The following is a 12,160-nucleotide window of genomic DNA, read 5'->3' as shown; positions in this document are numbered from 1 at the left end:
AATTAATGTCCGTGTGCTGCAATGCTTACTTCTTTCCAGTTTTCAATATCTTCCAGACGTTTTTTATACACTTCGCTTACAACATGATAGGCAATTTTACCGAATAATACTCTTTTTGGTGGATTCCCATTGTCGATAATATCCAAAATTGGCTGAACGGTAGCTTCCGGTTTTCCCCAGGTTTCAGGATTGTCGCCGGACTCCGCAAACGCAGCACGCACCGGATTATAATCTGTAATTTCCGAAGAAGTCTGAACCGCCGAAGATCCTGCCCAATCTGTTGCAAAACCATTTGGCTCAATTAAAGTTGTTTTAATTCCCAGATGTGCCGTTTCGCTTCCTATGGTTTCTATAAGCCCCTCCACAGCAAACTTTGAAGCATTGTACAAGCCTAACAATGGTAAAGTCGTCAATCCTAAAAAGCTGGAAACCTGAATAATATGCCCGCTTTTTTGTTTTCTCATCACCGGTAAAACAGCCTGCGCCACCCAAAGAGAGCCGAAGAAATTGGTTTCCATCTGTTCTCTTGCCTGTTGTTCCGAAGTTTCTTCAGTGGTTCCGAATAATCCGAAGCCTGCATTGTTAATTAAAACATCAATTTTTCCGAAATGTTCCTCTATTTTTGCGACAACTTCAAAGACTTCTGTTCTATTATTGACATCCAGCTGCAATGGTAAAATCTGATCGCCGTATTGTGTTTTCAAATCATCTAAAGCAGAAATATTTCTTGCTGAAGCTGCCACTCTGTCTCCTCTTTTTAAGAGTGCTTCTGCCCATAGTTTTCCGAATCCTTTTGATGCTCCTGTAATAAAAATTGTTTTTTGCATTTTGTTAAAATTTTAAATGTTTATTTGTTTAATTTTGATAGGACAAAGTTAGGCGGATGAACTCCCGAAGCTCTAACACAAATGAGCGGAAGTATAGCACAGAAATACGAAACGAGACATTTAATATGGTAAAACGTCAATAAAAAGTAAACTATGGAAAAAATCAACCATTATAAAAGCATCACTGAACTTCACGAGAAAAGTGGCTTTGAGATGCCGAAACATCCGCTGATAAGTCTTATGACGTGTAAAGAATTAATGACGTATTCTGTAGGAGAAGACCGTTTTACCGGTGATTTTTATATGGTTGCGCTGAAAAAGATAAAATCAGGACACGTTTTGTACGGGAAGACCAAATATGACCACAGCAACGGTTCGGCAGTTTTTATGAAGCCGCGTCAAATCATTGAAGTAAGCAATGTACAGTTTGCAGAAAAAGGTTTTGTGATGTTTTTCCACGAAGATTATCTTTCCGGACATCATCTTTACGAACAGATAAAAAAATACGGTTATTTCGAATATGAAATCAATGAAGCGTTGCACATTTCTCCCGGTGAAGAACTGATATTGTGGGAATTATATTATAAAATCCGGAAAGAATATGATGAAAATCCGGATGAATTCAGCCGTGAGATCATTCTGTCGCACATAGATTCTATTCTTAAATATTCTGACCGGTTTTATAAGAGACAGTTTATCGACAGAAGTATCAATGTATCAGGAACGATGGTCAAAAAATTCCAGAAAGTGGTAGATAATTATTTTGAAAAAGACCTGCACTTAAAAGATGGGCTGCCAACCGTTAATTACCTTGCGGATAAACTTTCTGTTTCCACGCGTTATCTGAGTGATGTACTAAAGCAGGAAACCGGAAAAACAGCTTTGGAGCATATTCATATTTATTTGATTAAAGAAGCTAAAAATCTACTGTTAAGTTCAGAAAACAATGTTTCCGGAATAGCTTATGATCTGGGATTTGAAAGTCCTTCTTACTTTACAAGATTATTCAAAAAAATTGTTGGATTAACTCCTGTTCAGTATCGGGAAAATGTTAATATATGATGGGTATATTTTATTTTTAAGGAAGATTCTTTAATATCTCTGCACTTTGCTCCGGTGTGATATCACGCTGAGCTTCGGCAAGCATTTCATAACCGACCATAAATTTTTTCACTGCTGCACTTCTCAGCAAAGGCGGATAAAAATGCATATGAAAATGCCACTCCGGATGAGATTCTCCGTCGGTTGGCGATTGATGAATCCCTGCTGAATAGGGAAATGAAGTATTAAAAAGGTTGTCGTATTTCGTGGTTAAATCTTTTATTATTGATGCCAAAGAAAGCTTTTGTTTTTCGGAAAACTCAAGTAAATTTTCAGTTTTTCTTTTGCTTACAATCATCGTTTCGTAAGGCCATATTGCCCAGAAAGGAACTAATGCAGCAAAATCCTCATTTTCTAAAATGACTCTTTCATCGGCTTCCAACTCTTTTTTTACATAATCTTCTAAAAGAGAAGTGCCGTTTTTTTCAAAATATCTTTTAAGATTTTCCTGCGTTTTTAATACCATAGAAGGAATTGAAGACTGTGCCCAGATCTGCCCATGCGGATGCGGATTGCTGCAACCCATCACCTGACCTTTATTTTCAAAAATCTGAACGTGATTGATGTAATCGAGATTTCCCAGTTCCTCATACTGTTTCTGCCACACATCAACGACTGCTTTAATGTCATTAACTTCCATATCGGGCAACGTAAGACTATGATTTTCCGAAAAGCAGATAACCCGATTAATCCCGCGTTCAGGTTTTAATAAAAAGAAATTTGAAGTTTCACCAGAAAATTCGACATTGTCTTTCATCAAAGAGCCAAAATCATTATCAAAAACAAAAACGCCTTTATAATCCGGATTTTTTTCTCCGTTAATCCGAACGTTTCCAGAGCATAAATAACAATTCGGGTCGTGAGCCGGAAGCTGTTCGTGTGATGTTTTTTCGGTCTGCCCCTGCCAAGGTCGGTTCGCTCGTTGCGGAGAAACCAGAATCCACTCGTCCAAAAGCGGATTGTATCTTCTGTGAGGATGGTTTTTCTGATTAAATGACGATTTCATTTCTCTGGTATTCATTAATTCCGTCCGATATTTTTACTTTGTAGACTTTCATGTCTATATTGTAAGCCTGTTTATACAGATGCGTGATATTTTCAATAACGCGATTTACCTTTTCATCTTTGATAAGATTGATGCTGCAGCCGCCAAAACCGCCACCCATAATTCTCGCTCCTAAGACGCCTTCTTCTTTTAACGTTTGTTCAACCATAAAGTCGAGCTCATCACAGCTTACTTCAAACTCTGTCGAAAGTCCGGTATGGGTTTCATTCAAAAGTTGACCAAGGTATTCTATATTGCCTTCTGACAAAGCTTTTGCAGCCTTTTCCACTCTTTTAATCTCTTTGAGAAGGTAAAAGCATCTTTTATAAGGAACTTCTCCCATTTCTGCTCTTGCTTCATCCAGCATTTCAAAACTGAAATCCCTAAATTTATTCACTTCAGGAAATTTTTCGCCCAATATTTTTTTACCATTGTCAACATCCCTTCTTCTGTCATTGTAACCGGAAGTAAGATGGGTATGTTTTACACAGCTGTCGAAAAGAACCAGACTGTAACCATCGATATTAGCCTCAAAATACTGATGCTCCAGAGAGTTACAATCCAGCATAATCACCCGATGCTCTTTTCCGAAGACTGACGAAAACTGATCCATAATGCCGCATTTTACCCCTACAAAAGTATGTTCGGATTTCTGACCGATAACCGCTATTTCTTTTTTATTTAAATGCAAATCGAAAATTTCGTTGAGAAGATAAGCAAAACCACATTCTAAAGCTGCTGAAGAAGACAAACCGGAACCCATCGGAATCGTACTGCTGAAAGCAATCTGTAATCCTTCGACTTCTTTCCCAAATTCCTGAATGGCATTAAAAACACCTAACAGATAATTTGCCCAGGTCTTCGAAACCGGAATCTGATTTTCATGAACATCAAAACTGAAAGAATCGTTAAAATCTTTGGCAAAAAAAGAGATTGCAGCATCATCTGTTTTTTTTACAGCAAAACAAATATATTTATCAATGGCCGCCGGAAGCACAAATCCGTCACTGTAATCGACGTGTTCTCCAATGATATTGATTCTTCCCGGAGCGAGAAAAATTCTTTCAGGTTCCGATTGGAAAAATGCCCGAAACGCATCTTTTGTGTGGTTGATTAAATTATCCTGCATATATAACTGCAATTTATGATTTTAAATCTTTTTGCCAAGAATTCACGAATAAAATTTATCTTTTTCTCTGAAAAAATCGTGAGTTTGTGCCAAAAATTTAAATCAGGCAATTGTTTATTTTCTCTTCATTACTTTTTTCACCGCTTCTACAATATCATGGGCTGTTAATCCGTATTTTTCCATCAGCTGATCCGGTGTTCCGCTTTCCCCGAAGCTATCGTTTACGGCAACATATTCCTGAGGTGCAAGGTATTCTGTAATCAAGAGCTGAGCAACACTGTCTCCCAATCCGCCTGATCTGTTGTGCTCTTCCGCAGTTACTACACAACCCGTTTTTTTAACGGAAGTAAGAATGGCTTCAGAATCTAAAGGCTTAATGGTGTGAATGTTAATAATTTCAGCATCGATTCCCTGTTCTTCAAGAATTTCTCCTGCTTTGATGGCTTCCCAAACCAAATGCCCTGTTGCAATGATGGTTACATCTTTCCCTTCATTCACCATCCATGCTTTTCCGATTTCAAATTTTTGATTTTCATCTGTAAAAACAGGAATCACAGGGCGCCCAAAACGCAGATAAACAGGTCCTTCGTACTCTGCAATAGCAATGGTTGCCGCTTTCGTCTGATTATAATCGCAGGTATTGATCACCGTCATTCCCGGAAGCATTTTCATTAATCCTATATCTTCCAGAATCTGGTGGGTTGCACCGTCTTCACCTAACGTTAAACCGGCATGGGAAGCACAAATTTTCACATTTTTCCCTGAGTAAGCCACCGATTGGCGAATCTGATCGTACACTCTTCCTGTAGAAAAGTTAGCAAAAGTTCCCGTGAAAGGTATTTTTCCTTCCGTTGCCAGACCTGCTGCCATTCCAATCATATTGGCTTCTGCAATTCCGATCTGGAAGAAACGCTCCGGTGCTTTTTCGATGAATTTTTCAAACTTTAAGGAGCCAATAAGATCCGCGCAGAGTCCGACAACATTCGGATTTTTATCTGCCAGTTCTGCCATTCCTGCTCCGAAACCGCTTCGGGTGTCTTTTTTTTCTGTGTAGGTATATTTTTTCATTTGATTAATCTGTTGATTTTGTTTTAGACGCAAAAAGCGCAAAGATTTTTTTATCTTATTGAGGATATTTTCGTTCGTAAAGGCACTTTGCTCAGCTAAAAATGGATTTCTCAAGTAAATTTTATCCGATGTTTTTACAAAATATTTTTTTTGTGAATATTAAAAGCTTTACAGGTCACCTACGAGGTTTTGTGATGCCAAATTATTTTGATCTATTATCAGTTCGCTCCTACAGAGCATTTATTATTCTAAAGCGTATTTAGATGGAGCCACAGCGTGACGAACTGTTAATAGAAAAATTAATTCTAGAGAATCCAGCTCCGTAGGAGCGACCTGTAATTTAACATCACAATAAATTCTATTGTTATTTCCGAAAACTTTTTCTATTTAATGCTTTGTTCGTTGATTGATTTGGAACGGCAAATCTATCTCCACTTTATTATTTTTATTTTGAATCGATGAATCTCGTTCCTCGATTTCTCGCAGCCCGGCTTGAGTGGAGCTCTTTTTGCAAATTTCCGCGGTGGAAAAGCCTTGGAAATTTGCAAAAAAGCGGGAGCGGAAGACGGAAAAAGCTGCCCAAATAATTTTTAATTTAATAATCGCCTAAAGTTTCTTTGAGTTGATCTAAAGCTTTTTCTAATTGTTCATCATTCGGTGCTTTTCCATGCCAAGCGTGAGTTCCCATCATATAATCGACACCATAACCCATTTCTGTTTTCAGGAGAATACAAATCGGCTGTCCTTTTCCTGTCAAAGATTTTGCTTCATCCAGAACTTTCAAAATCTCTTCCATATCGTTTCCGTTTTCCACTTCAAGAACTTTCCAGTCAAAAGCTTCAAACTTGGTTTTAAGATTTCCCAGAGAAAGTACTTTGGATGTGGGGCCGTCAATCTGCTGTCCGTTATAATCTACGGTGGCGATGAGATTATCAACTCTGTTGTGAGAAGCATACATAATCGCTTCCCAGTTCTGCCCTTCCTGCAATTCTCCGTCGCCGTGAAGACTGAAAACCAAATTCGTATCTTTATCTAATTTCTTTCCGACCGCATGACCAACTGCCACAGACAATCCCTGTCCAAGCGAACCCGAAGCAATGCGAACTCCGGGAAGATGTTCATGCGTAGTCGGATGTCCCTGCAATCTGGAATTCAGCTTTCTGAAAGTAGCCAGTTCAGACTTATCGAAATATCCCGCATGTGCCAGAACACTGTAAAAAACAGGAGAAATATGGCCGTTGGAAAGATAAAATACATCTTCGCCTTTTCCCGTCATATCAAATCCTTCTTTTCTTTTCATTGCATCAAAGTAAAGCGCTACAAGAAAATCTGTACATCCCAATGAACCTCCCGGATGTCCCGACTGGCAGGCGTGGACCATTCTTACAATATCTCTGCGAACCTGTGAAGCAATATTTTTTAATTTTTGAATATCGTGCATATTTTTATTGCATTTTTTGTGAATCTTTGATAAACTGTTCCAGACCGGAATCCGTTAAAGGATGCTTTAGCAATGATAAAATCGGAGGCAAAGGACAAGTTACCACATCAGCACCAATTTTCGCACAGTTAATGATATGCATCGCGTGACGGACAGATGCCGCCAAAATTTCAGTTTCGAAACCATAATTATCAAAAATGGTTCTGATTTCCTGAATTAAATGAATACCATCGGTAGAAACATCATCCAGTCTTCCTAAGAATGGCGAAACATAAGCTGCTCCTGCTTTTGCCGCTAAAAGAGCCTGTCCTGCTGAGAAAATTAAGGTACAATTAGTTCTGATTCCTTTTTGGGAAAAATATTTAATCGCCTTGATTCCGTCTTTGATGATAGGAACTTTTACCACAATATTAGGATGAATGGCTGCCAATTCCTCGCCTTCTTTGATCATTTCTTCGTAGGTTGTGGAAAGAACCTCTGCCGAAATATCACCATCTGCAATTTCGCAAATGTTTTTGTAGTGCTCTAAAATAGCTTCTTTCCCGCTGATTCCTTCTTTTGCCATCAGGGACGGATTGGTGGTGACACCATCAAGAATTCCCAAATCCTGCGCTTCTCTGATCTGCTCTAAATTGGCAGTATCGATAAAAAATTTCATATGTAGATTTTTATTGATTATTTTTTGACTAACTGTTTGATTTTTAGTTTTGATTGCTGCTCCACCATCAACAGTCAGTTTGTCATTCTGCATGAATCCAGGTATTTATTTACCTTTTGAGTTTTCTGCTGAATGACAAACGAGATTTTAAACATCTGATTATTATTAAATAAGACATTATTAAAGTTTTAATTAAGTGTTAAATTTACACTTAAATTATAAAACAAACAACTTCCTGTCTTAAAAAGATTTAGAAAGTTATTTGTTTAAATTAAAGAGATTGATTAATTGTGATGTCCCATGTTGAGCTTAATTTTCTTGAGATCTTCAAGCTGGTGGACAGGTTTTTCAATATCAGCAGGAATTGGTCTTTTGGAAAAAGTCTGAAAATATAACAGGCACGCATCTTTCCACCAAACGGAATCATCTGCCTGAATTTTCAGTTTGTCCTGAATCTCTGAGAATCTTTCTGCATCAACGTAAGGTTTCACAGTTTCCCAAGTTTTCTGATACACTCTCACGCCTTTCACTCCTGATTCATATTTGTAACAAAGTTCCTCCCAAAGTGTTTTTCCGTCTTTCATTTTATAATCCCAGGAAACGTGGTGGAACCAAAGAATGAGGTTCTCAGGTGTCGTTTTAATATTCCCGTAGATTTCATTTAATGGCGGAAAATACTGTGAAACTGCATTACTTCCTGTTTTTGTTCTGTCGAAACCGAGTCCGGCTGCATCTGCCTGATGATAGTATACGGGTGACCAGTCGGGTCTTCCTCCTTTGTAATCGCCCCACGGTTCGGGACCGTAATGATGATTTCCGGCAAAAATATGATGAAGACCAAGCGGCATCATATAATCTACTGCAGTTTCACGGGAAGTAAGCATGATTTCTTTGACCGGATTTACAAAGTTTTTCTGATCTGTAAAGGTCATTTTAATCCATTCATCAGCAATCTGTTCCGAAGTTAAATTGTGATTCCACGCCAAACGTCCGAACGCATACCAATTGGCTTGAGCAAAATGATGTCCCGTCCAGTTTTTATCTTCTCCGATATTCGCCACTGCAGCAATGGCAGTAAGTTTTGCAGGTCTCAATGTTCCGTCTGTAATTTTAGCAATTGTGGAACCTTTTCCATCTGAAAAAGTATCGCTGTCTAAAGTTTCTTTGAATAACGGTGCCAGAAAAACCAGATGATTTGCCTGTCCTAAATATTCCTGAGTAATCTGAAATTCAACCATTTCAGAAGTTTTTCTCAATGCTCCAAAAAGCGGGTTAAATGCTTCTCTAGGCTGAAAATCAATCGGTCCGTTTTTAATCTGAATAATCACGTTATCTCTGAATTTTCCATCTAAAGGAACAAACTCCAGATGAGCTTGTTTTGCACGGTCATCTTTGCTTGGACTGTACACAAATGCTCTCCACATGACGATTCCGCCGTAAGGTTTCAGAACATCCGCCATCATATTGGCTCCGTCGGCATGTGTTCTTCCGTAATCCTGCGGTCCGGGCTGCCCTTCGGAATTGGCTTTCACTAAAAATCCTCCGAAATCAGGAATCAATTTGTAAATTTCTGCGGCTTTATCTTTCCACCATTTCTGTACCTCCTGATTCAGCGGATCGGAATTCTGCAGTCCTCCCAAAACTTTCGGTGAAGAAAAATTAACAGACAAATACACTTTAATTCCGTAAGGTCTGAAGATATCAGCCAAAATCTTAACTTTCTTTAAATAATCTTCTCGAAGCATATTTGGTGAAGCATTGACGTTGTTCAAAACCGTTGCATTGATTCCGATGGACGCATTGGCTCTTGCATATTCTTCATATCGCGGGGAAATTTTACCTGGTAAATCTTCCCATTTCCAAAGTGAATGACCGGCATAACCGCGTTCAATAGTTCCGTCCAGATTGTCCCAATGATTCAGAATCCTTACATCATAGGAAGGTTTTTCCTCAAGTTTCAAATGAGAAAAATCTGCTTTTTGCTGCTGCAGATTCAACAGATAATAACTTCCGTACAACAGTCCCAAATCTGTTTTTGCCGAGACGGTAATTTTTTTCGGTGTTGAAATGATTCTGTAACCGTCTTTAAAACTTTCCGGAAACCGATCAATCTTCAAGTCGACTGCTTGTCCGATCCAATGTTGATTGAGTTCCTTTTTGGCGATTTCAATAGTTGGACTTTTACTGTTTGAATTCACAATATTTCTTGATTTTGGGTTTACCGGATATCTTAGCCATAACTGGCTTCCGTCTTCAGCCCAAGCCATGAACGGAATGATGAGAAACAGTAATATATAGTGTCGGAAATGTTGCATTATTTTAAATTTTTGCTTTAAATTTCATAGGTTTTAACTACGGCTGTTGAGATTGAACCCTTCGGGTTCGGCTTATCTTCGGTAATATTCCATAGGTTTCACCTACGGCTACTTTTGTTGAACTCTTCGAGTTCTTTAAGAAACAAACTTTGTCAAAGTTTTAGAAGTTACTGCTGGGCTTCCAGTCCTTCAATAGTTTTTATTTTTCCATTTTCATCGTATTCCAATTCAACGAATTTCATGCTTCTCAGCCATGTTTTTCCACCGCTCGGAACAGAATCATGGAAGAACAGATACCATTTATTTTTAAATTCTACAATGCTGTGATGGGTGGTCCAACCTACGACCGGAGTTAAAATTTCACCCTGAAAAGTGAACGGACCGTAAGGATTATCACCCACTGCATAGCAAATTAAGTGCGTATCTCCTGTGGAATAAGAAAAATAATATTTCCCGTTGTATTTATGCATCCATGATGCTTCGAAAAAACGATGTTTATCACCGTGAAGCAATGGGTTTCCGTTTTCGTCAAGAATCACAACATCTTTTGGCTCTTCACCGAACTCAAGCATATCATCGCTGAGCATTACTACTTTTGATGAAATGGCAGGTTCATCTTCGTCAGGAAGAATGGCAGATTCCAGTGCTTTATTGTTTCTGTACCGTTGTAACTGTCCGCCCCAGATTCCTCCAAAATACATATAATGTTTTCCTTCATCCTCAAAAAGACAGGGATCTATGCTGTAACTTCCCATCATCGGATGTTTTTCCGGAACGAATGGTCCGTAAGGTTTATTGCTTACCGCAACGCCGATTCTGAAAATATCATTTTTATCCTTTAAAGGAAAATACATATAATATTTACCGTCTTTAAAAGCCACATCGCAATCCCACAACTGTCTTCCTGCCCAGGGAATATCTTGTACCGAAAGAACAACACCATGATCTGTAACTTCGCTATTTTCCACATCATCAAGGGAAAAAACATGATAATCATTCATATCGAAATGGTCGCCATTGTCATTTTCTTCGATCCCGCTTTCGCGGTCATGAGAGGGATAAATGTATAATTTGCCTTCAAAAACGTGTACAGAAGGATCTGCCATAAAGTCTTTCGGGAAAAGGTATTTTGCTTTGTTCATTTTTTATTTTAGATATTTAGATAATAGATTCATAGAATGATAGATTTTTTTATTCAAACCTTATAGGTTTTAAAAACCTATAAGGTTTAATGGCTCTATAATTATTTTTGTTTTGTTAACCCAATGATTTTCTCCACGACAGGTTTTGCCTGATAATTTCTGTCGAATGGCAGCGGATAATCGGTTCTGCCTTTTACCGGGAAATCGTTTTTCCAGGATTGACTGTCAGTAACGCCCCACAAAGTCACTCTTCTGATTTTATCCTGATGTTTGATAAATAATCTGAAGAAATCCAGATAACGGTCTTCCCATTCTTTCGTCACATTTTCCGGTAATCCTTTGGTGTAAGGATTCATTTTTGCTTCATATTCCACCTTATCGGAAACGTTGGCAGAAGTTCCCCAAGGAGAAGGCAGTGCGCTGATTTCCATTTCGGTAACATTCACTTTTATTCCTGTTGCTGCATAATCAGTGATTGCTTTTTCGTATTCTTCCAGTTTTGGGGTGTCAAGTCCTACGTGCGTCTGCATTCCTACGCCGTCAATTCTGATACCTCTGGATTTCAAATCTTTGACGATTTTGGTAACGGTTTTTACTTTTTCAGGAAACCACTCGTTGTAATCATTGTAGTATAATTCGGCATTTGGATCTGCCTCCTGCGCATACTGAAAAGCTAACGGAATGAATTCTTCGCCCAGAATTTCATAAAATTTGCTTTTGCGGTACGTTCCGTCTTCCATAATCGCTTCATTCACGACATCCCAGCCTTTTACACGACCTTTGTATCTACCGACCAAAGTTGAAATATGGCTTTTCATTCTTTGTTTCAAAACTTCCGGAGCAACATCTTTTCCGTTCTTGTCCACGAAAAACCATTTTGGCAGTTGTGAATGCCAGATCAAGGTATGACCAATGATGAACATTTTATTTTTCTCCCCGAATTCTACGAATTTATCTGCATCACCAAAGAAAAACTGCCCTTCTTGCGGCTGGATAAACATCGATTTCATACAGTTTTCTGCAACGATGGAACTGAATTGCTTTTTGATAATTTCATCAGATTTTACATCGGTACCGTTAATTTGAGGAAGGCTCATTGCTGTTCCGATGTAGAATTTATTTTTGAAAGCATCTTTCAGGGAATCTTTTGATGATGCCGAACTTGCGGTTTTGCAGGAAACGGTCAGGGTTAAAATTCCAAGTAATGCGGCTATTTTTTTCATTTTTAATTTTATTATTTATTCCGAAACTTAACAGGTCGCCTCTACGAGGCTCAATGGCTTGAATATATTGGCTATTAACAGTTCGCTCCTACGGAGCTTTTGTTATTTTGTTTTTCTCTATTAAAATTCTTAAACTAAAGAATGTCCAATATTGTCTTTAATTCTAAAATTTGTTTTATCCTGAATCTCGCAGCCCGGCTTGAACGGAGCT

Annotated in this window: 10 protein-coding genes; 1 reads left to right on the top strand and 9 read right to left on the bottom strand. The window is 38.4% G+C overall.

Annotation, left to right across the window (positions count from 1 at the left end; translation table 11 throughout):
- Window positions 1-2: 2 nt before the first annotated feature.
- Complete coding sequence (locus tag KKI44_RS00980) at window positions 3-827, bottom strand: SDR family NAD(P)-dependent oxidoreductase (protein ID WP_214589439.1); 825 nt, start codon at window positions 825-827, stop codon at window positions 3-5.
- Between the two features lie 153 nt (window positions 828-980).
- Between KKI44_RS00980 and KKI44_RS00975 the strand changes: the two genes are divergently transcribed.
- Window positions 981-1,889 (top strand): helix-turn-helix domain-containing protein, encoded by a 909-nt coding sequence (locus tag KKI44_RS00975; RefSeq protein ID WP_250902126.1) that lies wholly within the window; start codon window positions 981-983, stop codon window positions 1,887-1,889.
- A gap of 16 nt (window positions 1,890-1,905) precedes the next feature.
- On the opposite strand, the gene KKI44_RS00970 is transcribed toward KKI44_RS00975, so the two are convergent.
- From KKI44_RS00970 to KKI44_RS00935, 8 genes are all read right to left on the bottom strand, one after another.
- Window positions 1,906-2,949 (bottom strand): UDP-glucose--hexose-1-phosphate uridylyltransferase, encoded by a 1,044-nt coding sequence (locus KKI44_RS00970; RefSeq protein WP_250902125.1) that lies wholly within the window; start codon window positions 2,947-2,949, stop codon window positions 1,906-1,908.
- The gene (galK, locus tag KKI44_RS00965; RefSeq protein ID WP_214589438.1) at window positions 2,918-4,102 is read right to left on the bottom strand and encodes a galactokinase; all 1,185 of its coding nucleotides are present in this window, start codon (window positions 4,100-4,102) and stop codon (window positions 2,918-2,920) included. Before galK ends, KKI44_RS00970 begins: the two co-directional genes overlap by 32 nt.
- 114 nt (window positions 4,103-4,216) lie before the next feature.
- Window positions 4,217-5,170, bottom strand: a complete 954-nt coding sequence (locus KKI44_RS00960) for a transketolase family protein (RefSeq protein ID WP_214589437.1) — start codon at window positions 5,168-5,170, stop codon at window positions 4,217-4,219.
- A gap of 595 nt (window positions 5,171-5,765) precedes the next feature.
- On the bottom strand, window positions 5,766-6,611 hold the full coding sequence (locus KKI44_RS00955) for a transketolase (RefSeq protein WP_214589436.1): 846 nt from the start codon (window positions 6,609-6,611) through the stop codon (window positions 5,766-5,768).
- A gap of 4 nt (window positions 6,612-6,615) precedes the next feature.
- The gene (gene fsa / locus KKI44_RS00950; RefSeq protein WP_214589435.1) at window positions 6,616-7,269 is read right to left on the bottom strand and encodes a fructose-6-phosphate aldolase; all 654 of its coding nucleotides are present in this window, start codon (window positions 7,267-7,269) and stop codon (window positions 6,616-6,618) included.
- A gap of 284 nt (window positions 7,270-7,553) precedes the next feature.
- Window positions 7,554-9,584, bottom strand: a complete 2,031-nt coding sequence (locus KKI44_RS00945) for an alpha-glucuronidase (RefSeq protein WP_214589434.1) — start codon at window positions 9,582-9,584, stop codon at window positions 7,554-7,556.
- A 167-nt stretch (window positions 9,585-9,751) separates the two neighbouring features.
- On the bottom strand, window positions 9,752-10,726 hold the full coding sequence (locus KKI44_RS00940) for a glycoside hydrolase family 43 protein (RefSeq protein WP_214589433.1): 975 nt from the start codon (window positions 10,724-10,726) through the stop codon (window positions 9,752-9,754).
- Window positions 10,727-10,827: 101 nt separating this feature from the next.
- Window positions 10,828-11,949 (bottom strand): endo-1,4-beta-xylanase, encoded by a 1,122-nt coding sequence (locus KKI44_RS00935; RefSeq protein ID WP_214589432.1) that lies wholly within the window; start codon window positions 11,947-11,949, stop codon window positions 10,828-10,830.
- Between the last annotated feature and the right edge of the window lie 211 nt (window positions 11,950-12,160).

Origin of the sequence: Chryseobacterium sp. ZHDP1, from assembly GCF_018603435.1 — a bacterium.
In the GTDB taxonomy this organism is placed as follows: Bacteria; Bacteroidota; Bacteroidia; order Flavobacteriales; family Weeksellaceae; genus Chryseobacterium; species Chryseobacterium indicum.
This window is presented reverse-complemented; position numbering and strand designations above follow the sequence as displayed.

Excerpts from the sequence above, each read along its gene's own strand:
- KKI44_RS00980 (WP_214589439.1), bottom strand. The coding sequence starts at position 827 with ATGCAAAAAACAATTTTTATTACAGGAGCATCAAAAGGATTCGGAAAA.
- KKI44_RS00975 (WP_250902126.1), top strand. The coding sequence starts at position 981 with ATGGAAAAAATCAACCATTATAAAAGCATCACTGAACTTCACGAGAAA.
- KKI44_RS00970 (WP_250902125.1), bottom strand. The coding sequence starts at position 2,949 with ATGAATACCAGAGAAATGAAATCGTCATTTAATCAGAAAAACCATCCT.
- galK (WP_214589438.1), bottom strand. The coding sequence starts at position 4,102 with ATGCAGGATAATTTAATCAACCACACAAAAGATGCGTTTCGGGCATTT.
- KKI44_RS00960 (WP_214589437.1), bottom strand. The coding sequence starts at position 5,170 with ATGAAAAAATATACCTACACAGAAAAAAAAGACACCCGAAGCGGTTTC.
- KKI44_RS00955 (WP_214589436.1), bottom strand. The coding sequence starts at position 6,611 with ATGCACGATATTCAAAAATTAAAAAATATTGCTTCACAGGTTCGCAGA.
- fsa (WP_214589435.1), bottom strand. The coding sequence starts at position 7,269 with ATGAAATTTTTTATCGATACTGCCAATTTAGAGCAGATCAGAGAAGCG.
- KKI44_RS00945 (WP_214589434.1), bottom strand. The coding sequence starts at position 9,584 with ATGCAACATTTCCGACACTATATATTACTGTTTCTCATCATTCCGTTC.
- KKI44_RS00940 (WP_214589433.1), bottom strand. The coding sequence starts at position 10,726 with ATGAACAAAGCAAAATACCTTTTCCCGAAAGACTTTATGGCAGATCCT.
- KKI44_RS00935 (WP_214589432.1), bottom strand. The coding sequence starts at position 11,949 with ATGAAAAAAATAGCCGCATTACTTGGAATTTTAACCCTGACCGTTTCC.